Below are 24,327 nucleotides of genomic sequence, written 5' to 3' on the forward strand. Positions count from 1 at the left end.
CAATTGCCGGTTACGGCAGCGGCGGAATCGCATAGAAAAACCGGGACTTTTCTGAGGGATCACCCATGCCGCGCATTACCTATGTGAACGGGCGCTATGTCGCCCATGCCGACGCTGCCGTGCATATCGAGGATCGCGGCTATCAATTCGCCGACGGCGTCTACGAGGTCTGCGAGGTGGCGCAGGGCTTTATCGTCGACATGCCGCGCCATCTTGCCCGGCTGAGCCGCTCCCTTAGCGAATTGTCGATCGACTGGCCGGTCACCAAGGGTGTGCTGCCGCTTCTTCTGCGCGAAATCGTCCGGCGCAACCACGTCGTCAACGGCCTGGTCTATGTCCAGGTTACGCGCGGTGTTGCCAGCCGCGACTTCGTTTTCCCCGCCGATACACCGTCATCGCTAGTGATTACGGCCAGAAAGGCCGACCCGGCGGCGGCCGCCAAGCGAGCCGAGGCGGGCATCAAGGTCATCACCGTGCCGGAAAACCGTTGGGACCGGGTCGACATCAAGAGCACCGGCCTGCTGCCCAACGTGCTGGCCAAGCAGAAAGCCAAGGAGGCCGGCGCCCAGGAAGCCTGGTTCGTCGACACCGATGGCAACGTCAAGGAGGGCGGCTCGTCCAACGCCTGGATCGTTACAAGGGACGGCGTTCTGGTCACCCGGCCGGCGGAGCATGGCATCCTGCGCGGCATCACCCGCACGACCATGTTCGAAGTGGCGGCAAAGCTCGGGTTGACGATCGAGGAGCGCGGTTTTTCAGTCACTGAAGCCAAGGCTGCGCGAGAAGCTTTCATCAGTTCGGCAACGACAATCGCCATGCCGGTCGTGGCAATCGACGGTGCCGCGGTCGCCAATGGGCACCCCGGTTCGATAACACTTTCATTGCGGCAAGCCTTTTTTGACGTTGCGGAAAAAAGTCCAGCCTGATAACCGCACAGACGGACTGCACATCAATATATCTCGTTCTGCTTGTCGTTACTGACGGCAAGGGGGTGTTTGCAAGCTTGACATGTGCCCGCTAATTTGGCGCATTAGCCTGCAAACCGAAGGGGATCGGCGAAAGACAAGAACAATGGCGGAACGATCGCAAAACCTTCAGGACCTGTTCCTGAATTCTGTTCGCAAGAGCAAAAATCCACTCACCATCTTTCTCATCAACGGCGTCAAGCTGACCGGCGTGGTCACTTCCTTCGACAATTTTTGTGTTCTGCTGCGCCGTGACGGCCACTCCCAGCTCGTCTACAAGCATGCCATTTCCACGATCATGCCGAGCCAGCCGGTTCAGATGTTCGATGGCGAGGAAAGCCAGGGCGCCTGATTGGCACGTGAAAAAGACGCGGACCGCGGCGTCCGCGGGAAACCAGCACATAATTCCGGGACGGAAGCCACAGGTCCGACCCGGGCGGTTGTCATTGTGCCGGTGCTTACCCGGCATCAGCGCAACGATGACGAAACGAACCGTCCACGGCTGACGCGTTCGGCGGATGCGCGCCACGACGAAGCGGTCGGCCTTGCCCGCGCCATCAACCTGGATCTGATCCACACGGCGGTGGTCACCGTCAACGATCCACGCCCGGCAACCTTGCTCGGCAGCGGCAAGGTCGCGGAATTCGCCGAGATCGTCAAAGAGGGTCACGCGGAGGTGGTCATCGTCGACCATCCGCTGACGCCGGTGCAGCAGCGCAATCTCGAAAAAGAAATGAATGCCAAGGTGCTCGACCGCACCGGATTGATCCTGGAGATTTTTGGCGAGCGCGCGCGGACCAAGGAGGGCACGCTGCAGGTCGAACTTGCCCATCTCAACTACCAGAAGGGCCGCCTGGTGCGGAGCTGGACCCACCTTGAACGCCAGCGCGGCGGAGCCGGCTTCCTCGGCGGCCCCGGCGAAACCCAGATCGAATCGGACCGGCGGCAGCTGCAGGAAAAAATCATCAAGCTCAAGCATGAGCTGGAAACGGTGCGCCGCACCCGCGACCTGCACCGCGCCAAGCGCAAGAAGGTGCCGTTCCCGGTGGTGGCGATCGTCGGCTACACCAATGCCGGCAAGTCGACGCTGTTCAACCGGCTGACCGGGGCCGACGTGCTGGCCGAAGACATGCTGTTTGCCACGCTCGACCCGACGCTGCGCCGCGTGCGCCTGCCGCACGGCACGCCGATCATCCTGTCGGACACAGTCGGCTTCATTTCGGACCTGCCGACGCATCTGGTCGCCGCCTTCCGCGCCACGCTGGAAGAGGTCGTCGAGGCCGATCTGGTCATCCACCTGCGCGATATTTCGGATCCGGATACCGCAGCGCAAGCCGAGGACGTCGAGCGCATTCTCGCCGATCTCGGCGTCGATGCCGGCGATGCCAAGCGCGTCGTCGAAGTGTGGAACAAGGTCGACCTGCTCGACGACGGCAACCGCGAGCGTCTGCTTGCCGACGGCACTGACGCCAACAAGGCGCCGCCGATCGCCATCTCGGCCGTCACCGGCGAAGGCATCGATGCGCTGAAGGCGCTGATCGAGACCAGGATGTCGGGCGAACTCGAGGAATTGACGGTGACGATCGAACCGCCGCAGTTCGGCCTTGTCGACTGGCTATACCGTAACGGCGACGTCGTTTCGCGGGTAGACAATGAGGATGGCAGCGCGACCATCGCACTCAAGGCCACGCACACCGCCCGGCAAGAGATCGAAAGCCGATTGCACCGCAAAAACAGGCAGTAAGCCTGATTATTTCACGCCCTTGGCCTGCTGCCAGAGCACTTCCATCTCGTCCAGCGTGGCTTTTTCGAGCGTGCTTCCCGATGCATCGATCGCGCGCTCGACATAGTGGAAGCGCGAGCGGAACTTTTCGTTGGTGCCGCTAAGCGCCGCTTCCGAATCGAGCTTGAGGTGACGCCCCAGATTGACGACGGCAAACAGCATGTCGCCGAATTCGTCCTTGATCTCAGCCGTTTCGCCCTTAGCCAGTGCCTCGCGCAGCTCGCCGATCTCTTCCTCGATCTTGTCGAGGATGGGTGCTGCCTCGCTCCAGTCGAAACCGACACGCGCTGCCTTTTCCTGCAGCTTCAGCGCACGAGTCAAAGCGGGCAGGGCGACGGGCACGCTGTCCAGGAAACCCTTGCCATGGTCTTCGGGGTCGAGGCCGCGGGCGAGGCGCGCACTTCGCTTTTCGGCTTTTTCCTCAGCCTTGATCTTTTCCCACATGCCCTTTGCCATGCCGGCGCTGCGCGCCTTCTCGTCGCCGAAGACATGCGGATGGCGCCGGATCATCTTGGTGGTGATGGCCTCGACCACATCACCGAAGGCAAAATCGCCGGCTTCCTCAGCCATCTGCGCGTGGTAGACGACCTGCAGCAGGAGATCGCCGAGTTCGTCGCGCAGATCGTCGAGATCGCCGCGCGCAATGGCGTCCGCCACCTCATAGGCTTCCTCGATCGTATAGGGCGCGATGGTCGAGAAATCCTGCTCGATGTCCCAGGGACAGCCGGTCTTCGGCGCCCTGAGCGCCGCCATGATCTCGATCAGCCGGGAAATGTCGCGCGAAGGTTTCATGCGGCGAATGCTATCCCGCTGCCTGTCGTGCGGCCAACGCTGTCAGCTGGCGGCCTGACCTTGTCCACAGCTCAGCCGTATCAGCCGAGTACCGACACAACCGCCTTGGCGAGGTCATCCATGCCGTCCTCGGGCAGGCCGGCGACGTTGATGCGGCTGTCGCCGACCATGTAGACGCCATACTCGGCACGCAGCCGCTCGACTTGCGCCTCGGTCAGGCCAAGCCTGGAAAACATGCCGCGATGGCTGGCGATGAAGTCGAAGCGGTCGGAGTTGGACTGCCGGCGCAGCGCGTCGGCGAACTGGACCCGCAGCCTCAGCATGCGCAGCCGCATCTCCTCCAGCTCCGCCTCCCAGTCGGCGCGAAGGCCATCATCTTCCAGCACCATGCGCACGGCGGCGGCGCCGTGGTCCGGCGGCATCGAATACATGGCGCGCGCCGCCGCCAGCATCTGGCTCATCGCGACATCGGCTTGCGCGCTATTCTTCGCCAGGATCATCGCCGCGCCGACGCGGTCGCGGTAGACGGCAAAGTTCTTCGAGCAGCTCGAGGCAACGACCATTTCAGGCACCTTGCCCGCGAGAAGGCGCAAGCCGGCCGCATCGGCGTCCAGGCCTTCGCCAAAGCCCTGATAGGCAATGTCGACAAAGGGCAACAGCCCGCGCTCGACGACAAGATCGGTGACGCTGGCCCATTGCGCGATATCGAGATTGGCGCCGGTCGGGTTATGGCAGCAGCCATGCAGCAGCACGATATCGCCGGGCTCGGCTGCGCCAAGCGTTGCCAGCATCTCGTGGAAGCGCACCGCGCCGGAAACGGCATCGAAATAGGGATAATCGCGCACCTTGAGGCCGGCCCCGCGCATCACCGGCGGGTGGTTCGGCCATGTCGGGTCCGACAGCCAGACGGTTGCGTCGGGGCGGGTCCGCTTCAACAGCTCCGCCACCAGCCGCAGCGCGCCGGAACCGCCAGGCGCTTGCGCGGCGCGGATGCGCGTCATGTCGGCAGCGGGGCCGAAGGCCAGCTTGACCATCGCCGTGTTGAAGCCGGTGTCGCCGGCAAGGCCGAGATAGGTCTTGGTGTCCTGGTCCTGCAGCAACCGCTTCTCGGCCTCGCGCAGGGCGCGCATGACCGGCGTCCTGCCGTCGCGGTCCTTGTAGACGCCGACGCCGAGATCGATCTTGCCGGGGCGCGGATCGGCGCGATAGAGGCCGATCAAGGCGATGATCTTGTCGGCCGGGGCAGGTTGCAGGGTCTCGAACATCAATACGGCTCCAATGGCGGCGGAGTAATACGCAAAGCGGCCGCGTTTCGCCAGTGCTTCCATCTGCGCCAGTCCGCTAGCGTACTGGACCGTTACGCCAAGCTTTGTCTGTACGGCAGGGGTCGGCGGCTATGGCGACGGGTTCATTCCAATCCGCCGGATAAGCACCCGTCCAATCACGGCGAGACCGATGCCGGTCAGCAGGGAGAAACCGCCGAGCATGCCGGCCAGCCCGGCAAGGAACCAGCGTCCGGCGAAGCTGTCGACGGAGGCATTTTGCGGATTGGTTGCGTCGTAAGCGACAGGGACGCTGTCGCCATCACCCCAGAACGAGCTGTGGACGGCATTGTTGAAGCGGATGACGGTGCCGTCGGCGGTCGAGAACTCGATGCGGGGATTGTATTCGGCGGCGACAATCCTGCCTGTCGCCGAAGCGGTACGAGGGCCGTACATCTCGACGATGGCCAGCACGCCGGAAGCGATCAGTCCGACAATGCCAAAGATGATGAACACCCTGCCGACGATCGGCAACGCTGCAAAACCCGTTACACGACTACCATTGGCCATCTTTTGCTCCTGGGACAGACGGATAAGGCTAGACTTCATCCATAAAGCAAACATCTGCCGCACGGGAGATGGGTAAGTGCGCAGCGGACTTCTGATTGCATGATGCCTATTGTGGCGACGCAAAAAAGTTTTGGTGGCGATGGATTAAGATCCCCGCCTGTTTCGTAAACGGGGCATGAAACGGTCGATGCCACGCTTCGATATTGTCGGACAGCTGGGTTCGCTCAGGCGCTACGCACGCTCGCTGACGCGCGACGGCACTGACGCCGAGGATCTGGTGCACGATGCGCTGGTGCGCGCCTACGAGCGGCGCGACACATTCCGCTCGGGCGGCAATCTGCGGGCATGGTTGCTGTCGATCGTCCACAACGCTTTCATCGACAAGATGCGCTCGCGCCGGTCGGAATCAGCGCGTGTCGAGCAGGCCGGCTATCTCACCGATGCCAGCACGCCGGCGCCGCAGGAACATTCCGTGCGACTGGCGCAGGTGCGCGAGGCCTTTTTCAGTCTGCCGGAGGAGCAGCGTTCGGCGCTGCATCTGGTCGCCATCGAGGGCCTTTCCTACCAGCAGGCCGCCGACGCCAGCGGGGTGCCGCTGGGCACGCTGATGTCGCGTATCGGCAGGGCGCGCGCAGCACTGCGCGAGATGGAAAACGCTGCACCTTCGCCGGCCAAAAGCCATCTGAGGATCGTGGGAGACCCGTCATGACCGACCTGTTGCGGGACCCGGTGACCGATACCGATCTCGACGCCTATGTCGACGACCAGCTGGATGTCGCGCGCCGCATCGAGGTCGAGGCGTTCCTGTCGGCTCGTCCGGAGGCTGCGGCGCGGGTGATGTCCGACTTGAGGACGCGCGACGAACTGCGCCTGGCGCTGGCTGCTTCCACAGGCATGGCGCGGCCGGCGACGACTGAAGTCGCGCGCCGGCTGGGCAGGGGGCTGGCCAGTCGCCGCGTCTTCGCCGTGCTGCAGCGGGCGGCCGCGGTCGCCATCTTTGTCGCTGCCGGCTGGCTGGCGAACGGCCTCTTCGGGCCGCTGCTGGTGACCAAGGTCGTGGCTTCGCCGCCGCCGCCCGCCTATGTCGAAGAAGCGATCCGGGCGCACAAGACGACGCTCATGCGCGAGGCGATGCCCTCGCAGCTGGAGGCGCCCAACTACAATGGCGACGAAATCCGCGCCGCCACCGCAATCGTCATGCCATCGCTGCCCAAGGACTGGAAGGTCCGCGACGTCCAGATCTATCCGTCGCGCTTCGGGCCGAGCGTCGAGGTGGCGCTGGAGACGAAGGATATGGGGCTGGTCTCGCTGTTTGCGATCCGGCCCGGAACCTTCGACGTGGTCAAGCCTGCCATCGCGCCCTCCGGCGACATCTCCTCTGCCTATTTCCAGATCGGCGAGGTCGCGTACGCGGTCGTCGCGCGCAGCGATGTCCACGACCTCGACCGCACCGCCGAGACGCTTGCCAAGACACTTTACTGATCAGGACACTTTACTGATCAAGACGCTTTACTGAGACCACATAAGGAGAACCCGCAATGAATACCCCTGACCTCGGATACCGCATGGGCACTGGCGCGCGCGCCGGCGCCGTCTATGACGAGGGCCTGCGCAGCCACATGCTGCGCGTCTACAATTATATGGGCATCGGCCTCGTCGTCACCGGCATCGTTGCCATGGTGGTGTCCTCGACGCCGGCCCTCTACGTGCCGATCTTTTCCAGCCCGCTGAAATGGGTGGTGATGCTGGCGCCGCTCGCCTTCGTGCTGTTGTTTTCGTTCAAGATGCAGACGATGTCGGCGGCGAGCGCCCAGTTGATGTTCTGGGCCTTCTGCGCGGTGATGGGCCTGTCGCTGGCTTCGGTGTTCCTGGTCTTCACCGGCACCAGCATCGCGCGCACCTTCTTCATCACCGCCACCATGTTCGGCGCCACCAGCCTCTACGGCTACACGACCAAGCGCGACCTGACCCAGTTCTCGTCGTTCCTGATCATGGGTCTGATCGGCGTGGTGATCGCCAGCGTCGTCAACATCTTCCTCGGCTCGACCGCGCTGCAGTTCGCCATTTCGGTGATCGGCATCGCGGTGTTCGTTGGCCTGACCGCCTGGGACACGCAGACGATCAAGGAACAGTATGCTGAGAATTTCGACGCGGAATCGCAGCAGAAGCTCGCCGTCTTCGGCGCGCTGTCGCTCTACCTGAACTTCGTCAACATCTTCCAGCTGCTGCTGAACTTCACCGGCGAACGCGAATAGTCGAACCGTAGCAGGGCAACAATCTCGATCTCGCAGTGGCCGGAGGAGAATCTCCGGCCACTGTCGTTTTTGCCGTCGAGACATCGCTCCTCTATCAGCGCGATGTCGCTGCGCCCTTGAGTCCATGCGGGCTTTTGCTAACCTGCCGCTCGCACGCAGCTTTCCGCGAGAACGCATGGAACAAGTGACGCTTCACGGCGACGGCATTTCGGCGACCATTGTCGGGCAGGGGGCCGAGCTCGTCTCCTTGCGCAATGCCGAGGGTCTGGAGTTTTTGTGGCAGGCCGGGCCGGAATGGCGGCGGCATTCGCCAGTGCTGTTTCCGATCGTCGGCCGGCTGAAGGGCGACCAGCTTCGCCATCGGGGCCAGGTCTATCCCCTGACGCAGCACGGATTTGCCCGCGACAAGCCATTTGTGTGGGCTGACGCGAGCCCCCGATCCTGCACGCTGGTGTTGACCGACGATGCCGATACACGCACGCGCTATCCGTTCGCCTTTCGCCTTGCCATCACCTACACGCTCGAGCGTCGCGAACTTGGTGTGAGCTTCGAGATTGCCAACACCGGCGACGAGACGCTGCCAGCCTCCATCGGTGCACATCCGGCTTTCAATTGGCCATTGCAGCCGGGGCTCGCCAAGACAGACTACCACCTGACCTTTGCCCAGGACGAGCCGGCGCCGATCCGCCGGCTGAAGGATGGCCTGGTGCTGGCTGCACCGCGGCCGACGCCAATCGAAGGCAAAACGCTGGCGCTTTCCGAACAGCTGTTCGAGGCAGACGCCGTGATCCTCGACCGGCCGGCCAGCACCAGCGTGCGCTATGCCGCCGCGAACGGTGCGGCGATCGAGATGTCGTGGCAGGGTTTTAAGGAATTGGGCATCTGGTCGAAGCCGGGCGGCGCTCCGTTCCTGTGTATCGAACCCTGGCACGGGCTTGCCAGCCCCGTGGATTTCGATGGCGAGTTCGCGGACAAGCCGGGCGTGATGCTGATCGCGCCCGGTGAAAAGCGCGTGCTGAGCTATCAGGTACGGCTCGAGCATGCGCCGCTGTGACCGATGAACCAGAGACAGGCGCGATGAAACTGGGCTTCATCGGCACGGGTGCCCTTACAGCGGCCATTGTCAGCGGGCTCAAATCCGTCGCGGATAACTCCGTCTCCGTGCTGCTGTCGCCGCGCAATGAAGAGATCGCCGCAGAGCTGGCAGCCCGTTATCCGGATGTGTGTATCGCTGATGACAATCAGGCGGTTCTCGATCAATGCGACCTAGTCATGCTGGCTGTCCGGCCGCAAATTGCGCATGACGTCCTGCCGGGTTTGCGGTTTCGGCGCGAGCATCACCTCATCAGCTTGATCGCCACGCTGCCGCGCGAGGAGATTGCCGGCTTGACCGCACCCGCGCACCAGGTGATGAAAGCGCTGCCCATGCCGATGATTGCCCACCGGCTGGGGGCAACGATCATCTGCCCGCCGGATGCCACTGTCGCTGCCTTGTTCGGCAGTCTGGGGAAAGTGATCGAGGTCGAGAACCCAGCCGAATTCAATGCGCTGAGCGTGGTCACCGCGACCTATGCAAGCTACTTCAGATATCTCGATACGATCAACAGCTGGCTCAAGAAGAATGGCGTCGAGGAAGGAAAGGGGCGCGACTACATCGCCTCGCTTTTCAAAGCCTTGGGAAGCGCTCCTGATATGTCGCCGGATGCCGACTTCATGCATCTGGCGCAGGACTATGCGACGCGCGGCGGCATCAACGAACAGGTTCTTCGCGAACTCACGGCGCGAAACGTCTTCGAGGCGCTCACCGAGAGCCTGGACGGCGTACACCGGCGCATCGTCGGCGATACGCCTTGATGGGCGGCACCTTGAAATTCCCTGATGATCAGGAGTATGGCTCCAACGGATGTTCCGGACCGTTTCGGGAGGGTCGGCGGGTGCCTGGATGCTTGAAATTGGGCTTTGTGGCAGCGGCGCTGGCTGTGCTGATTGTCTTTCCGGTCGCTGCCGCCGACATCGACCGCGCCGCCAGCCTCTACCGCGCGCAATCGGTGACCAGCGGCACTGGCGAGGAGAACCGGGCGTGGGGCCTGGCGCCGTGCCTTGAAGAGGTGCTGGTCAAGGTTTCCGGCGACCCGCGGCTGATCGGCGACCCGCGTGTTGCGGACATGAGCCGGCACGCGGCCGACTATGTCACTGGTGTCGGCTACCGCGACCTGCTCAACAACCGCCCGCCGCATGACGAGCAGGGCACCCACGACCGGCCGCATTACATCACCGCCGATTTCGACCCGGACAAGATCGATGCCTTGCTGGCGTCGCTCGGGCGCAAACCGTGGGCGGTGCCGCGGCCAAAAATCGTCGCACTGCTGGATGTAAGGCCGATGAAAGGCGACGGCTTCACGCTGGTGCGCGATGGCGGCGGCGAGCTTGCGGCGGATATGCGCGTTGCGCTGGCGGACGCGGCGCACCGGACCGGTTTGCCGCTGGAGTTGCCTCGGCCGTCCGACGTCGCGCTCGCCGACGTGGCCAACACGCTGGATGGGGACGCCCTGCTTGCCGGCACTTTGGTATGGCGCCAGGAAGCGCTGGGCTGGGTCGGCGACTGGCGGCTCAGCTTCAAGGATAAGGAGTATCGCTGGCAGGTACGTGGCGTCAGTTTCGACGATGCGTTCCGCAACGCCACGCGCGGAACGCTGCAGATCCTGTCGGGCAATGGAGAGCCGGAAGCCGTCACGCCCTGACTTCAAGGGAACCTTCTTGCCGGAGCGCCGTAAACAAAGTGGCGGGCAAGCTTTGAGCAAGGAGGTAGAATTGCAACATCGCCGGATCGACGTTGACGGAAACAGCATCTTCTATCGCGAAGACGGCCCGCCTGATGCTCCCGTCCTCCTGCTGCCGCACGGCTATCCGTGCTCGTCCTATCAATTCCGAAGGTTGATGCCGGCACTTGCCGATCGCTGGCATACATTCGCGCCGGACTTTCCCGGCTTTGGCTACAGCGCCACGCCCGAAACGTCGGTTTTTGGCTATGATTTCGATGCCTATGCCGGGTTTCTGACAGCTTTCGGCGATGCGCTCGGCATGTCGCGCTATGCTCTCTGGCTGCACGATTATGGCTCTCAGATCGGACTGCGCCACGCCATCGCACATCCCGAGCGCATCGCCGCACTCATTATCCAGAACGGTGACATCTACGAGGACGTTCTCGGGCCGAAATACGCCGCCATAAAAGCCTATTGGAATGAGAAGACGCCCGAAAAGCATCGGCCGTTGGAAGAGGCGGTAAGCGAGGAGGGCTTCCGGCACGAGTTTGTCGGAGAGGTGGATGACGCTGTAGCCGAGCGCGTGCCTCCCGATCTTTGGAAACTCCACTGGCCTTTGATGGACACGCCGATCCGCCGGCGGCTCGCGGTCAACCTGATGGAGAAGTTGGAGGCGAACCTCGGCTGGTTCCCCCGCTATCAGAGCTTTCTGCGCGAGCACCAACCTCCGACGCTCATCGTTTGGGGTCCCGAGGATGGTTACATGCCGGCGCAATCGGCGCATGCCTACCAGCGCGATTTGCCGGAAGCAGAACTTCATCTCATCGGCGGCGCCGGCCACTGGTTGCTCGAAACCCATTTCGATGAGGCGCTTCCGCTGGTGCGCGATTTTCTGGCGCGCGTCCACAGTCAGGAAGCGAAAGGGACGGGCAGGGCGGCCGGCCGGGCGTAGACCCCTCCGTTGCGGTCATCGGATCGATCTGCAACCATGGCGTCATGATGGAAAAGTCTGCCGCGCCCTGGCCTCTGCTGCAAATCGCGATCGAGCCGAAGTCGCGGGCCGATCAGGAGAAGCTAGCTACTGCCTTGTCGAAGCTGGCGGACGAGGATCCCTGGTTGCACGTCAAGCAGGATGCGGAATCGGGCCAGACGATCGTCGCCGGCAGGGACGAACTCCACCTCGACATAGTCATCGACCACCTGCGCCGCGAGTCTCGCATTGAGGTGAATGTCGGCGCGCCCAAGGTAGCGTATCGCGAGACGATCACCCGTAAGCACGAGCAGGACTACACGCACAAGAAGCAGTCCGGTGGTACGGGTCAGTTCGCCCGCGTCAAGATTGCGTTCGAGCCGAATGGCGGTAGCTGGGACTTCGTCTTCGGGTCCAAGGTCGCCGACGGTGCGCTTCCGAACGAATATGTTGCGGGCGTCGAAAAGGGGCTGCGGAACATTCTGTCTTCAGGCCCGTTTGCTGGCTTCCCGTTGCTTGGCGTGAAGGCAACGCTGATCGACGGCGCGTATCACGATACTGATTCCTCGCCCCTGACTTTCGAGATCGCCGGCCGAGCCTGCTTCCGTGAAGCCGCTCCCAAGCTGGGCGTGCAGCTCTTCGAGCCGATCATGCAAGTCGAGGTGAACACGTCGGCGGCCTATGTCGACAAAATCATCGCCGAACTGCACAGCCGCCGGGGCCTGATCCGGAGTCGGGAAATCAGCGGCGTGGTCGTCGTTGTCAAAGCCACAATGCCGCTCGCGAACATGTTCATGCTGGAGGATGCGCTCCGGTCCTGTTCGAACGGACTGGCACGCCTGCGCGCCGACTACTCCGGATACGCTCCCGTACCACTGCCACCCGGCGGCGACCCACCGGCCGCCATGGCCATGGCCAGATGACGTCGCCAAAATTCTCCTCGCGGGCAGGGTTCCTTGTCGGCCTCGGCGTCACGCCGGTCGCCTTTTTCCTGGCGCTCTATTCGGCCGGGGCCGGGCATGGCGACTATGGGCTGGCGCGACTTCTCTATCCGGTCCCCATGCTGGCAACGCTTTTGACCAACACAACGATCACCAGCCTTTCCATCGGATTGGCTACGCTGCAGTTTCCTGCCTATGGGGCATTTGTTGCGGGCGCCGGCGGCTCCAGATGGCTGGCCCTTGGCGTCTTCCATCTTGTTGCAATCGCAGCAGCCTTCAGCGGCCTCCTGGAAAGCTTTTCGGGATGACGCTCCTGTTCGTTATCCCGGCGCGGGCCGGTCGACCAGGAAGTCGAGGCCTTTGCGAAAGGCCCCATCCCTTGAGAAATGAAGACCACGCCAACTCATTTCGCCACTGCTTCGTCAACGTTCCTCCCGCCAAGCAATCAGAGCCGCCGGCCTGCATCTCAGTCAGCAGGGCGTATATTGGCAGGCCCCTAATGGAAGCAGCAGCCACATATGAAAGTCGCATAAGATAGATTATGGAACTTATGCATCAGGCCGCAGCTGGGAAAGGACGCGGACTTTCATAGAGCGTTTCAGATTTTGACAGAAGCGTGAGAGTGGTTTTGTGATTCAAGATGCTGGCTGGATCGGAGGCCAGCATCAGATGACTTGGCATGAGCCGTTGGCCAACGCTACGCTGTGTCGATGACGACAGGAAAGCGTGACATCGAAGCGGCGATCGAAGTGTTCGTGCACGGCTTCAGCACCGACAAGAGCCGCACCTTTCCATACGAAGCCAGCCGCGTCGGACCCTTGTGGCTGATGCGCGATGCCGAGCGCAAGAATGCACGCGACTACCGTGGCGAAGAATGGATCGTCCATGACGTCGCCGCCGAGGAAGCCGATGCCATCGTGCGGCAGCATGCGCGGCCGGGCTTTGCCGTTTCGGTCGTGATCGCGAATGACGGCCCGGACGAACCAACGCGAACGGCCTACAAGGCGCTCGGCTACCGGCTGCTGCGGACGGAAGGCTTTTTCATCCAGTCGCTGCGCCAAATTCCAGACCCGCCAGCAATCGTCTCTATCGAACGCGTGAGGACGGCTGAACGCGCTGCACAACTGGGAAAGGTCATACGCAGGCGGCCACTTCCAGACGATCAACTCGGCGACGATGCGCCGTTTCGCCAGTATGTGGCGCTCGATGGCGACGCCATCGTCGGGCGTGTGCGCAGCATAGACGCCATCGGCGCCACATGGTGCTCGGCAATGTTTGTCGAGCCTTCATACCGGCGTCGAGGCATCGGCCAGGCGCTGATGGCCAAAATGCTGCATGACGACAAAGCGCATGCGTCGCGGTGCTCGATGCTGTTGGCGACGCGTGCCGGAGCGCTGCTTTATCCCCGCATGGGCTATAAGCGGATTGGAACGCTGCTGATCTTCGCGCCGAAGAACCAAACGTCCTTATAAAGATCTGCTCGTATCATGCTGTCTCATAAAGGAATTTCGATCACCATGCCGTCATAGGCCGGAGTGACGTTGGCCGGCACCTCAGCCTTGACCGTGGCATAGTCGAGCGGCACATGCATATGCGTCAGCACGGCCTGTTTCGGCGCCAGTTTTTCAATCCAGCCAAGCGCCTGACCGAGCGACAGATGACTGGGATGGGTATGGTACTGCAAGGCATCGATGACCAGCATTTCCAGGCCGCGCAGCCGCTCGGCGGTGGTATCCGGGAAGTCGCTTATATCGGGGCAGTAGGCCAGCCCGCCGATGCGGAAGCCGAGCGAAATGATGTCGCCATGGATCTGCGGCAGCGGCTCGAGGGTGAGGGCACCGCCCTCGCCTTCGATCGTCACCGCCCTTGCGTGATCGATGATGTGCGGCCTGACGATCGGCGGATAGGAACTGCCAAGCGGCGTCTCGAAGCAATAGCCGAACGCTTCGCGCAGCCTGAGCATGGTCGGCTGGTCGGCATGGACATCGATCAAATGGCGCTGCTCCAGCACGTAGCCGCGCAGATCGTCGATGCCGTGGATGTGGTCGGCGTGCGGATGCGTATAGACGACGGCGTCGATGCGCCGGACCGCCGCCATCAGCATCTGCTCACGGAAATCAGGCCCGGTGTCGATGACGACCGTGGTTCTGGCGCCGTTGGCTGCTATCCGCTCGACGAGCGCGGCTGAGCGTGTACGCCGGTTTTTCGGATTGGCCGGGTCGCAATTGCCCCAATCGCCGGTGATGCGCGGCGTGCCAGGTGACGAGCCGCAGCCGAGGATGGTGAGGCGCAGCCGGTCGCTCATGCGTCAGAGCCCGGCGGGCCGCGGCATCTTGCCGAACAGCCGGAAGAAGTTTGCCGTCGTCAGCGTCGCGATCTCGGCTTCGCCAACGCCGACCGTCTCCGCCAGCACCTTGGCTGTATGCGCGATATAGGCCGGCTCGTTGCGTTTGCCGCGGAACGGCACCGGCGCCAGATACGGTGCGTCGGTCTCGACCAGCAGCCGGTCATGCGGCACATCGGCTGCGATGGCGCGTAAATCGGCGGAGTTCTTGAAGGTCAGTATGCCCGAGAAGGACACATAGCCACCAAGCGCCACGCCGACCTCTGCCAGCCGTCGCCCCGACGAAAAACAATGCAGGATGAAGGGGAAGGCGCCCTTCCCTGTTTCGTCTTCGAGGATGGCAGCCATGTCGTCATCGGCATCGCGCGAATGGATCACCAGCGGCAAGCCGGTCTCGCGCGCGGCCGCTATGTGAGTGCGAAAGCCCTGCGCCTGCGCATCGCGTGGCGCCTTGTCGTAAAAATAGTCGAGCCCGGCCTCGCCGATCGCCACCACCTTCGGGTGCGCGGACAGGCGCACAAGGTCCTCAGCCGTCACATCCAGCTCTTCGCCGGCATTGTGAGGATGAGTGCCGACCGAGCAATAGATTTCGTCGAAACTCTCGGCAATCTCAAGCACTTGCGCAAACCGCTTCACGCGTGTCGAGATGGTCACCATGTGACCTATACCGGCAGCCTTGGCGCGGGCGACGATGGCCGCCCGCTCCTCGGTGAAATCCGGAAAGTCGAGATGGCAATGGCTGTCGACGAGCATCAGGCGCTCGCCTCAGGGTTTTCGACATAACGCGGAAACACGCCCTCCGGCGCGGGCAGCGCCGTGCCGGGCACCAGCGCATAGTCGGCATGGACATGCGCGAAGTCACGCTTGTCCGCCGGCACCGCCAGCAGGTCCAGCAGCTTGCCGGCCGACCCCGGAATGTAGGGCTGGCACAGCAATGCCACGCGCCGCACCAGTTCGGCGGTCGTCCACAGCACTGTTTCCATGCGCGCCGGATCGGTCTTCTTCAGCGCCCAGGGCGCCTGCGAGGCGAAGTAGCGATCCGCTTCCGCCATAACGCCGAAGATCGCCGCCAACGCGAGATGGATGCCCTGTTCCGCCATCGCCTGGCGCGCGGTACCCAGCGCTTCCACCGCCTGGTCGAGGATCGCGCTGTCGGCTTCGGTCAGCTCGCCGCGATGCGGCACCACGCCGCCGCAGTTCTTGGCGATCATCGACAGCGAGCGCTGCGCCAGATTGCCGAGACCGTTGGCGAGATCGGCATTTGTGCGGTTGACGATCGCGTCATGGCTGTAGCTGCCGTCCTGGCCGAATGGCACCTCACGCAAGAAGAAATAGCGCACCTGGTCGAGGCCGTAATGCTCGACCATGGTGAAGGGGTCTACGACATTGCCGACCGACTTCGACATTTTCTCGCCGCGGTTGAACAGGAAGCCATGCGCGAAGACGCGCTTCGGCAGTTCGATGCCGGCCGACATCAGGAAAGCCGGCCAGTAGACGGCATGGAAGCGGACGATGTCCTTGCCGATAATGTGCGTGGCCGGCCAGTAGCGCCATTGCTCGGCCTTGGTGTCGGGATAGCCGGCAGCGGTGATGTAGTTGGTCAAGGCATCGACCCAGACATACATCACATGCTTGTCGTCGCCGGGCACCGGCACGCCCCAATTGAAGGTCGTGCGCGAGACCGAGATGTCCTTGAGGCCGGACCTGACGAAGCTCATCACCTCATTTCGGCGCTCGGCCGGACCGACGAAATCGGGCTGGCTTTCGTACAGCGCAAGCAATTTGTCCTGATAGGCGGAAAGCCTGAAGAAGTAGCTTTCCTCCTCATTCCATTCGACCGGCGAGCCAAGCGGCTCGCGGCGCACGCCGTCGTCGCCGAGCGTGGTTTCGCTCTCTTCGAAATAGGCTTCCTGGCGGATCGAATACCAGCCGCTGTAGCGGTCGAGATAGATGTCGCCATTGGCCGCCATCGCCTTCCAGATCGCCTGGCACGACTCGTAGTGGCGTGGTTCCGTCGTGCGGATGTAATCATCATTCGAGCCGCCCAGGACCTCTGTCATCGAACGGAAGATCGCCGAGTTGCGGTCGGCAAGCGCGAGTGGCGTTATGCCTTCCTTCTCGGCCGTCTGCTGCATCTTGAGGCCGTGTTCGTCAGTGCCGGTGAGGGAGAGCACGTCCTTGCCGTCCAGGCGCTGGAAGCGGGCCAGCGCGTCGGTCGCAATGACCGTATAGGCGTGGCCGATATGCGGCTTGCCGTTCGGATAGAAAATTGGTGTCGTGATGTAGAATGTGTCGCGTGACATGAATTAACCGTGATGAATGGCCGAATGAATGTGAGCGGTGGATATCGCATCGAGACGGCGATTGCCATCCCGCCCCAATGCCGAAACCGGTCACATTCGCATTGCGGAATTCAGGCGGTCGATCATGGTCAAGGCGTGCTGCTTCTTGTCAAGATTGTAGGTATCGGTCTCAGATATGGCGTTCAGCGCCTCGTGCCAAGTGTCGGACAGCGTTTTCGCCCGCGCGAGATCCCCAGCCAGCGCGGCTTCACTGGCGCCGGTGGAGAGCAGATCGATCGCGCGGCGGTTGAAGATGTCGAACTGGATCGCCTGGTCGCGGCCGGCGACGGCCTCGGCAAGGCGATAGGCGCCGGCGATGTCGCTCCTGCCCGACGTGACCAGGGCGTCGAGCGTGCCGGCAATCTCCAGCCCGCCATATTGGGTCAGAAGGATCGCATTGCGGGCGCTGCCCCCTGCCCGTTCCGCCAGTGCCGCGCGCGCGGCAGGATCGGAAGGTGGCGGCGGCTCGACGGTTTCCAGAACGCTCATCAGGCTGCCGGCATCGAGCGGCGTCAGCCGCACCATCTGGCAGCGCGAGCGGATGGTCGGCAAAAGGCTGCCCGGCGCATGCACGATGAGGATGAACAGCGTGCGGCTCGGCGGCTCCTCGAGGTTCTTCAGCAAGGCATTGGCGGCGTTGGTGTTCATGTCGTCGGCCGGATCGACGATCACCACCCGGTAGCTGCCGTCATGCGAGGTCAGCGACAGGAAGCGGTTGACCTTGCGGATCTCGTCGACGGTGACGACCGTCTTGAAGCTCTTGGTCTTGTCGTTCAGCGGCCTGGTCAGATGCAGCACGCCGGGATGCGCCCCGGTGGCGATCTGGCGAAACAGCGATGAGGCCGGATCGGGAACGGCAAACACATCCGGCGCCTGGTCGAAGGCCGGATGCTTCAACAGATGGTGCGCCAGGTGAAAGGCAAGCGTCGCCTTGCCGATGCCGATCGGCCCGGCAAAGATCACCGCATGCGGCAGTTTTCCCGAGCGATAGGCGGCAGCGAGCATCGCGGCCGCCTGCTCATGGCCGACCAGGCGCAGCGTCTCGGACGGCTCCGGTACACCGTCCAGCGTGTCGTGCTGCTCGGGAGCGATGCGTTCGAAGATCATGCGGGCGCCGCCTGTCGGTTGCGCGCGGGCGCCCTCGCCTCAAGTGCGGCGAACACCACCGCGGTGATGACATCCTCCACCGTAGCGGGAGGCGCCGACGCGTCGATCACGATGCAGCGGTCCGGCTCGGCGGTTGCGATCGCCAGGAAGGCGTCACGGCGGCGCTGGTGGATGTCCAGCGTCTCCTTTTCGAAGCGGTCCGGACCGTCCTCGGCGCCACGCCGCGCGGCGGCGCGCCGCAAGCCCTCGGCGGGGTCAATGTCAAGGATCAGCGTCATGTCCGGCATCATGCCGTTGATGGCGACCTCCTCCAGAGCTTCCATGAAAGCCGGATCGAGGCCGCCGGTGACGCCCTGATAGACGCGCGACGAATCCAGGAAACGGTCGCAAAGCACGATGGAGCCGCGCTCCACCGCCGGCCGGATGACCTGCTCGACATGGTCGGAGCGCGCGGCGGCAAACAGCAGCGCCTCCATCTTCGGCCCGAAAGGCTCGGCGGCGCCGGACAGGAGCACGTGCCTGACCGCCTCGGCGCCGGGTGACCCCCCGGGTTCGCGGGTGAGGAGGACATCGTATTTCTTGGCGCGCATCTTCTGGGCCAGCCGTTCGATCTGCGTCGACTTGCCGGCGCCCTCGCCGCCTTCGAAGGTGATGAAAAATCCGCTTGCCAATCGAAAGGCCTTTGTCCTGCTTTGCGCTGGTGTCTTAGTCCGCGCCCGAGAAAAGGTCCACGCCGCAGGAACTCAACGCAGCCAGCCTACGGCCAGTTCCCTGGCGGCATCAAACGCGCGTTGCGGCAGTGTGCCGACGCCGACCGATTCCGCGGCGAAAAGCGGCGTTTCCTGGCTCAGCGTATCGCCGATCCAGACGCGCAGCGCGCCGACGGGTTGCCCCTCCTCCACCGGCGCCGATACCGGCCCCTGATAGACGATCCTGGCGGTCAGCTTGTCGCGGTTGGCGATCGGCAGCAGGACGTCGATCGGCGCCTTTGCCTTCAGCGCTACGCTGGATTTGGCGCCGCCGAACACCTGGGCCTCGCCGACCACTTCGTTGCTGGCGAAAATCTCGGTCTTCTCGAAGGAGCGGACGCCCCATTCGAGCAGCTTGCGCGCTTCCTCGGCGCGCTCGCGATCATTGGCCAATCCGCTCATCGCCGCGAACACCCTGGTTCCGTCATGGCTGACCGAGCCGACAATGCCGAAACCGCCCGCCTCGCTCGACCCGACCGCCAGCCCATCGGCGCCGATGCCCATGGCCAGCAACGGGTTGCGATTCTTTTGCGAGATCTTGTTCCAGGTGAAATCGGCCCGGCCGTAATAGAGATAGAGATCCGGATATTCGCGCCATATATGCAGGCCAAGCTGCGCCAGTTCGCGCACTGTCGTCTGCTGGCCGTCGGCCGGCAGGCCGGTGGAATTGACAAATGTCGATTTCGGCAGCCCGATCTGGCGCGCGCGATCGTTCATCTGCGCCGCGAAATTCTCTTCCGAACCGGCCATGCCTTCGGCCAGCACCATGCAGCCGTCATTGGCGGCCTGTATGGTGACCCCCTGGATCAGATCCTCGACCCGGATCGCCGATTTGAGCTTGGCAAACATGGTCGACGTTCCCGAAGGCGCACCGCCCTTGCGCCAGGCATTTTCCGAAACCACGAAGGTGTCGTCGAGGCTCATGCGCTTCGACTTGATGGCGTTGAAGACCATCTCCATCGTCATCAGCTTGGCCATCGAGGCCGGCGGGATCGGTTGGTCGGCATCCTTGGAAAACAGCACCGTGCCGGTTTCGGCATCGATCATGAAAGCCTGCGTCGCCTTGGTCTCGAAAAGCTGCGCGTTGGCCGGAACCAGCGCGGCAAGCAAGAAGCCAAGGCCAAAAAGCCCGGCAAAAGGGTGGAAAAGGCGAAATCGCATGAAGAGGCTCGACTGTTAGCCGGCAGAAACTTGCCGCAACGCTATCAGGCTTCTTCCCGGCGGATCAACCGCGCAATGACAAAACCGGCGTGCCTTTGTTGGTCAGTTGCGCACAGCCAGCGCGTCCGGCGCGCCATGCGACCATGCCGCGCGCAAGAGGTCGTCGACATTGCCATGGCCATCCGGATAGAGATTGACCGCGTACCAGTCATTGCCGTCGAGTTCGGTGCTCTGGATTTCGGTCCTGCCGAACGGTTCGAGAGCCGCAGCCACCCGCTTTGCCTCGGCGGCATCGTCGAAGGATCCGGCGGCGACATAGTCGGAAACGGCAGGCGATGCCTGCGGGTTGGATTTCTTCCACGATTGCAGGATGTCGGCTGGCGACATGCCCTGGTCGTCAAGCGCTGCAAAGACGTCGGCGCGCTGTACGCGCTCATCCGCATAGGAGAGCGAAGCCACGGCAAAGGGCGATTCCGGGCGCTGAGGCACGATCGGCCCGAATTCAGGCAGCGTCACATCGCTTGAGGCCGGTGCCTGCATCGACATCACTGGCTGTGTGTCGGAATTCGTCAACTGACCAGGAAACGGCACTACGGCAGGGGGTGCGCCAACAGATAGGCTCGGCGAAGGTCCGTTCATCGCCACCATGACGCCGGTCGGCAAGCCATCGGACGGGTCCGGGCGGTTGCCCGGGCGGTAGGAGGCGACCAGATATTGGTCGTCGTCGCCGTCGAGCGGTGCGCGGCCAATATATTCCACCTTGACCCTGGCCGTGCCGACCTTGGCATAGTCGAGCATTTGCGCGGCGCGTTCCGAGACATCGATGATGCGTCCCTCGTGATAGGGGCCGCGGTCGTTGACGCGCACGATGACCGAGCTTCCGGTCTCGGTGTTGGTGACACGGGCGTAGCTTGGCAGCGGCATGGTCGGATGCGCCGCCGTCAGATGGGTCATGTCGTAGACTTCGCCATTGGCTGTGAGGCGACCGTGGAAGGCATCGCCATACCAGGAGGCGAGACCGACCTTGGCGTAGCGCTTGTCTTCCTTGGGGTAATACCACTTGCCGCGCACCTGATAGGGCTTGCCCAACTGGTCGCGGCCGCCGCCGCGCCGCATGTACTGAACGCGCGGGCTGGCCTTCACGCCGTACTCGGTCTCGGCAAAATATTCCTTGGAGCGAGGCTTCTTGTAGACCATGGCTTTCGGCTCGGACTGCGGCGACGCGCACGCGGCCAGCAACGCAGCCGAAAGAGCGCACAACACCAAAGCAGGAGCGCGACGAAGACGCCGATGCGTCGTGGTCTGCATGTTTTCCGATGTCCCCTACCGTCTCGACACAGGCGCCGCTTCTAGAATTTCGGCGGAGCCAGATGAGCAATGCCTGCGACGCGCCAATCCCCATCCCTTGTGCGCAGGAATTGTTTATCAGCGTATTAATCGATTGTGTCCGGAACCGGGCAGGAATGTGGCGGCCAGGTCCCGGGCTGGCCGGGCGCCTGTGAGGAGGCATCCGAGACCTCTGTCCTTTGGAGTCTGGAAGTGAACCTGTGGCATGAAGCGCGGCTGCCTGGAACCGACCGACCCGAGATACGTTCTGCGCCTCATGGATGAATTCATTGAACGTTTCGGGCAACAGACGTGGCTGCCCTTTTCCGTAATTTCAGCCAGGCTTTTGCTCGCGGCCGTCCTTGGCTCCATCGTTGGGATCGAACGCGAATGGCGTAACCGACCGGCCGGATTGAGGACACACATCCTGGTCTGTGTTGCGACGGCTCTAATTGCCATCCTCACGATCGAGATTACTCATCTTCACGTCTTCGATGGTCAGGAAATCGCCATTGATCCTATCCGCTTGATCGAAGCCACGACTGCCGGCGTGGCATTTCTGGCCGCGGGCTTGATCTTCTTCTCCAAGGGCGAGGTTCAAGGGCTTACCACTGGGGCGGGCATGTGGCTGGCAGGCGCCATAGGCCTGGCGGTTGGGCTCGGGTTCTGGCAGATCGCGGCTTTGGCTACCTTGCTCGCACTTGTCGTGCTGGGTCTTCTGCAACTTGTGCAGGTCGGCAGCAAGGATCGCAATTAGATCCCGGCTCCTTCGAAAACGGGTTCGCAGCTCCGTTCGGGTAACGAACGCCACCCCCTATTATCCATGGCAGCGCCGATGGTTGACTTGGCGATGGGCAACGCTCTAGAGAAATGAACCGCAAGCTGGTCCGGAAGGATAGGTATCATTCGATACCAACTGTCGTTCACTGGGTCGGTTGATGTTCCTAGATGATTGAAAAGTCACGTTGGAGGGATGGCCGAGCGGTTTAAGGCACCGGTCTTGAAAACCGGCGTGGGTGCAAGCCCACCGTGGGTTCGAATCCCACTCCCTCCGCCAGATATTTGGCTACCGTGCTGAATTGCCTCTGTATTTTCAAAGAGGGCCAAATCTTTCCTAAGTTATTCCTAACTTCCTAAAACGAAGAAGCCTGCCACCGCGAGGCAGCGGGCCAGCGTGAGCGCAAACGTTGCGCCAGCCTCAGGATCAACGTTCGTCCTGGCGATAGAGCCGTTTGGTCGCGCGGTCGCTTTCCATGCGTTCTGCAGGACCACGGTGGCGTCGGGTCATAAGAACGTATGCCATCAATAGGGCCAGCAACAGTGGCCCACCAGCAACGACGATCAACCACATCACACTTTCAAACATGAGGCATCTCCTTCACGTCACAACCGTCAAGGAGAAGAACCGTTCCGTTCAAAGTTACAGCAACACCAGCACCTCCTGCGACTGAGGGCCGTTTTCCCATGTGACCGTTTCGGAAATCCGGGCTCCGCTGCAACAAAAGGCTGCGGCTGCACGTTGCGGTTGATCATTCAACCAGGAGCAAAGCAAATGGCTGACGACAAAACGAAGACGGACTTCCGCGATCGGGACCGCGTCTCTGCCGATGAGGATTATGAAGTCGAGTATTTCGCCACCAAGGCCGGCATCACCCCGCAGCAGGTCAAGGAATTGATCGCGAAGCACGGCAACCGACGCGAGACGCTGGAGCGGGAAGCGAAGGCTCTGGGGAGCGGTAGGTAGGCCGGCATGCCAGAGTACCAGGTGGAAGAGTGGCATGGAGAGGAGTGTGTCTCAACTCAGGCCACGAGCGCCGATGATCCGTTATCTGCGGTAGAGAAGGTCACGGGCCAAAGGGTGTCGCCTAGAGCGCTTCAGGAGCATTGGTTTCGTGTGGTCGATGAAGATGCGCGAAGCACGCATGAATTCAGCCTTGAGGACGGCGGCCCGGCTGGAGATTTCGCAAAATAGCCATGACCAGAATCTCGGACCTGCATTGGGACCAACGCTGCAGATAGGCGAGAAAGGTGCAGCCGCCGGGCGGACCCGACGGCTTATCGTCGATTGGATCGCTGCCGCCGCATGGGGCCTTAGGGCGCGGCCGGCGCCAGCTTGGCGGCTACTTGGTCGATCTTGTCGGCAAGTACGCTATTGGCCCAATCTGTCACCTCAGGGTCAACGGGCTTGTTGGCCATTTGGGCAAGGGCTGCATCGATCGATGGGACGTTGGCAGCGGCAGCTGTGGCGGCGGTCTGAGCAGCGGCCGCATCCTGGGTGGCGTCATCGAGCGCTGCCTGTGCTGCATCGAGGTCGGCCTGCGTCGGGACATCTTCGGGCGGGGTATTCGGGTCAGCCGCTTTCGCATTCAGCGCGTCGAGCGCCGCTTTGGCGTCGGCAACCGCCTGATTAGCGGCATCGAGCGCCGATTGAGCGTTCTTGGCTATTGCCGACTGTGTCACAAAAGCCTGCACGCCAGCGAAGTTCTTGCTCTTGGAGTGCATAAAGGCGTTGGCGTTGCGCTGCAGTGAGTTCAACCGGCCCAGCTTGGCATGGATATTCTTTTCCTTGGACACTGAACCGGTAGCGGCCTTGGCGACCTGGCCCTTGGCGGATGCCGACTTGCCGAGCGAACCGCCGCCTCCGCCATTGCCGCCGGCATTACCGTTTCCTCCGCTATTGCCTTTGCCATTGCCGTTACCGTTACCATTGCCATGGCCGTTACCATGGCCGTTGCCACCAGCAGCAGCCAGGGCCGGCGACACCAGAAGCGAGAATACCGCAAATGCAGCAAAAAGGGTCTTTCGGGATGTCATAACTACCTCCGAGATTGCCACCGCCACTAACCGCTATAGCGGGCAACATGAGGAATCGCTAACACAAAGGCTAAACTTGGATATAGCTGTGCTTTCATTGCGAGAACGAAGCGGTCGGCCGGCGAAACGCCAACCAGCATAACTCTTTGAAATTGCTGAAGTAGATCACCCTCCTTGGAACCGG

Annotated in this window: 26 protein-coding genes, 1 tRNA gene and 1 pseudogene; 16 read left to right on the forward strand and 12 right to left on the reverse strand. The window is 62.5% G+C overall.

The window, feature by feature from the left end:
• The first annotated feature begins 65 nt into the window (after window positions 1–65).
• The 3 genes from NKL04_RS07815 (at window position 66) to hflX (ending at window position 2,709) form a co-directional block, all read left to right on the forward strand.
• Window positions 66–926 carry a D-amino-acid transaminase gene (locus NKL04_RS07815; protein WP_023701734.1) on the forward strand — a complete coding sequence of 287 codons (861 nt, stop codon included), beginning with the start codon at window positions 66–68 and terminating at the stop codon, window positions 924–926.
• Window positions 927–1,071: 145 nt separating this feature from the next.
• A complete protein-coding gene (gene hfq / locus NKL04_RS07820; RefSeq protein WP_006202172.1) occupies window positions 1,072–1,317 on the forward strand; it encodes an RNA chaperone Hfq in 246 nt (81 codons plus the stop codon).
• Window positions 1,318–2,709, forward strand: coding sequence for a GTPase HflX (gene hflX, locus NKL04_RS07825; RefSeq protein WP_023688461.1), 1,392 nt, complete (start codon window positions 1,318–1,320; stop codon window positions 2,707–2,709).
• Window positions 2,710–2,715: 6 nt separating this feature from the next.
• On the opposite strand, the gene mazG is transcribed toward hflX, so the two are convergent.
• The 3 genes from mazG to NKL04_RS07840 form a co-directional block, all read right to left on the reverse strand.
• Window positions 2,716–3,540 (reverse strand): nucleoside triphosphate pyrophosphohydrolase, encoded by an 825-nt coding sequence (mazG, locus tag NKL04_RS07830; RefSeq protein ID WP_023688462.1) that lies wholly within the window; start codon window positions 3,538–3,540, stop codon window positions 2,716–2,718.
• Between the two features lie 80 nt (window positions 3,541–3,620).
• Window positions 3,621–4,805: an amino acid aminotransferase gene (locus tag NKL04_RS07835; RefSeq protein WP_023701733.1), complete on the reverse strand. Its 1,185-nt coding sequence runs from the start codon at window positions 4,803–4,805 to the stop codon at window positions 3,621–3,623.
• A 129-nt stretch (window positions 4,806–4,934) separates the two neighbouring features.
• Window positions 4,935–5,372 (reverse strand): DUF3592 domain-containing protein, encoded by a 438-nt coding sequence (locus NKL04_RS07840; protein WP_198029318.1) that lies wholly within the window; start codon window positions 5,370–5,372, stop codon window positions 4,935–4,937.
• 175 nt (window positions 5,373–5,547) lie between these two features.
• Between NKL04_RS07840 and NKL04_RS07845 the strand changes: the two genes are divergently transcribed.
• From NKL04_RS07845 to NKL04_RS07890, 10 genes and pseudogenes are all read left to right on the forward strand, one after another.
• Window positions 5,548–6,081, forward strand: coding sequence for a sigma-70 family RNA polymerase sigma factor (locus tag NKL04_RS07845; protein ID WP_023668935.1), 534 nt, complete (start codon window positions 5,548–5,550; stop codon window positions 6,079–6,081).
• Window positions 6,078–6,854, forward strand: a complete 777-nt coding sequence (locus tag NKL04_RS07850; protein ID WP_023691287.1) for an anti-sigma factor family protein — start codon at window positions 6,078–6,080, stop codon at window positions 6,852–6,854. The genes NKL04_RS07845 and NKL04_RS07850 overlap by 4 nt, the downstream gene beginning before the upstream one ends.
• A 56-nt stretch (window positions 6,855–6,910) precedes the next feature.
• Complete coding sequence (locus NKL04_RS07855) at window positions 6,911–7,627, forward strand: Bax inhibitor-1/YccA family protein (protein WP_023668937.1); 717 nt, start codon at window positions 6,911–6,913, stop codon at window positions 7,625–7,627.
• Window positions 7,628–7,802: 175 nt separating this feature from the next.
• On the forward strand, window positions 7,803–8,681 hold the full coding sequence (locus tag NKL04_RS07860) for an aldose 1-epimerase family protein (RefSeq protein WP_023701731.1): 879 nt from the start codon (window positions 7,803–7,805) through the stop codon (window positions 8,679–8,681).
• Entirely contained in the window at window positions 8,678–9,481 is an 804-nt protein-coding gene (locus NKL04_RS07865) for a pyrroline-5-carboxylate reductase (RefSeq protein WP_245271440.1), read from the forward strand. The genes NKL04_RS07860 and NKL04_RS07865 overlap by 4 nt, the downstream gene beginning before the upstream one ends.
• A gap of 107 nt (window positions 9,482–9,588) precedes the next feature.
• Window positions 9,589–10,368 (forward strand): DUF8605 domain-containing protein, encoded by a 780-nt coding sequence (locus NKL04_RS07870; protein WP_245260834.1) that lies wholly within the window; start codon window positions 9,589–9,591, stop codon window positions 10,366–10,368.
• 52 nt (window positions 10,369–10,420) lie between these two features.
• On the forward strand, window positions 10,421–11,341 hold the full coding sequence (locus NKL04_RS07875) for an alpha/beta fold hydrolase (protein ID WP_245271441.1): 921 nt from the start codon (window positions 10,421–10,423) through the stop codon (window positions 11,339–11,341).
• Window positions 11,342–11,382: 41 nt separating this feature from the next.
• Window positions 11,383–12,282 (forward strand): annotated as a pseudogene (locus NKL04_RS07880) (translation factor GTPase family protein); the annotation flags it as partial.
• On the forward strand, window positions 12,279–12,608 hold the full coding sequence (locus NKL04_RS07885) for a hypothetical protein (protein WP_023688469.1): 330 nt from the start codon (window positions 12,279–12,281) through the stop codon (window positions 12,606–12,608). The pseudogene NKL04_RS07880 and the gene NKL04_RS07885, both read left to right, overlap by 4 nt.
• Before the next feature lie 402 nt (window positions 12,609–13,010).
• Window positions 13,011–13,772, forward strand: a complete 762-nt coding sequence (locus NKL04_RS07890) for a GNAT family N-acetyltransferase (protein ID WP_023701726.1) — start codon at window positions 13,011–13,013, stop codon at window positions 13,770–13,772.
• A 23-nt stretch (window positions 13,773–13,795) separates the two neighbouring features.
• On the opposite strand, the gene NKL04_RS07895 is transcribed toward NKL04_RS07890, so the two are convergent.
• From NKL04_RS07895 to NKL04_RS07925, 7 genes are all read right to left on the reverse strand, one after another.
• On the reverse strand, window positions 13,796–14,605 hold the full coding sequence (locus NKL04_RS07895) for an MBL fold metallo-hydrolase (RefSeq protein ID WP_023682541.1): 810 nt from the start codon (window positions 14,603–14,605) through the stop codon (window positions 13,796–13,798).
• A 3-nt stretch (window positions 14,606–14,608) separates the two neighbouring features.
• Window positions 14,609–15,397, reverse strand: coding sequence for a TatD family hydrolase (locus NKL04_RS07900; RefSeq protein WP_023696113.1), 789 nt, complete (start codon window positions 15,395–15,397; stop codon window positions 14,609–14,611).
• A complete protein-coding gene (gene metG, locus NKL04_RS07905; RefSeq protein ID WP_023701725.1) occupies window positions 15,397–16,947 on the reverse strand; it encodes a methionine--tRNA ligase in 1,551 nt (516 codons plus the stop codon). Before metG ends, NKL04_RS07900 begins: the two co-directional genes overlap by 1 nt.
• A gap of 90 nt (window positions 16,948–17,037) precedes the next feature.
• Window positions 17,038–18,093: a DNA polymerase III subunit delta' gene (locus NKL04_RS07910; RefSeq protein WP_023701724.1), complete on the reverse strand. Its 1,056-nt coding sequence runs from the start codon at window positions 18,091–18,093 to the stop codon at window positions 17,038–17,040.
• A complete protein-coding gene (gene tmk, locus NKL04_RS07915; protein ID WP_023701723.1) occupies window positions 18,090–18,764 on the reverse strand; it encodes a dTMP kinase in 675 nt (224 codons plus the stop codon). The genes NKL04_RS07910 and tmk overlap by 4 nt, the downstream gene beginning before the upstream one ends.
• A 72-nt stretch (window positions 18,765–18,836) precedes the next feature.
• A complete protein-coding gene (locus tag NKL04_RS07920) occupies window positions 18,837–20,003 on the reverse strand; it encodes a D-alanyl-D-alanine carboxypeptidase family protein (RefSeq protein WP_023706566.1) in 1,167 nt (388 codons plus the stop codon).
• A 102-nt stretch (window positions 20,004–20,105) separates the two neighbouring features.
• Window positions 20,106–21,311 (reverse strand): septal ring lytic transglycosylase RlpA family protein, encoded by a 1,206-nt coding sequence (locus tag NKL04_RS07925; RefSeq protein WP_023701721.1) that lies wholly within the window; start codon window positions 21,309–21,311, stop codon window positions 20,106–20,108.
• 295 nt (window positions 21,312–21,606) lie between these two features.
• On the opposite strand from NKL04_RS07925, the gene NKL04_RS07930 reads away from it, so the two are divergent.
• A complete protein-coding gene (locus NKL04_RS07930; RefSeq protein ID WP_027050850.1) occupies window positions 21,607–22,086 on the forward strand; it encodes an MgtC/SapB family protein in 480 nt (159 codons plus the stop codon).
• 210 nt (window positions 22,087–22,296) lie between these two features.
• A tRNA-Ser gene (locus tag NKL04_RS07935) sits at window positions 22,297–22,386 on the forward strand.
• Between the two features lie 147 nt (window positions 22,387–22,533).
• Here the strand turns inward: NKL04_RS07935 and NKL04_RS07940 are convergent.
• A complete protein-coding gene (locus NKL04_RS07940; protein WP_023691300.1) occupies window positions 22,534–22,695 on the reverse strand; it encodes a hypothetical protein in 162 nt (53 codons plus the stop codon).
• 186 nt (window positions 22,696–22,881) lie between these two features.
• On the opposite strand from NKL04_RS07940, the gene NKL04_RS07945 reads away from it, so the two are divergent.
• Window positions 22,882–23,073 (forward strand): DUF3606 domain-containing protein, encoded by a 192-nt coding sequence (locus NKL04_RS07945; RefSeq protein WP_023668952.1) that lies wholly within the window; start codon window positions 22,882–22,884, stop codon window positions 23,071–23,073.
• Window positions 23,074–23,420: 347 nt separating this feature from the next.
• On the opposite strand, the gene NKL04_RS07950 is transcribed toward NKL04_RS07945, so the two are convergent.
• Window positions 23,421–24,143 (reverse strand): hypothetical protein, encoded by a 723-nt coding sequence (locus NKL04_RS07950; RefSeq protein WP_352723477.1) that lies wholly within the window; start codon window positions 24,141–24,143, stop codon window positions 23,421–23,423.
• Window positions 24,144–24,327: the final 184 nt, after the last annotated feature.

The sequence above is a fragment of the Mesorhizobium sp. C264A genome, from assembly GCF_040324515.1.
Taxonomy (GTDB): domain Bacteria; phylum Pseudomonadota; class Alphaproteobacteria; order Rhizobiales; family Rhizobiaceae; genus Mesorhizobium.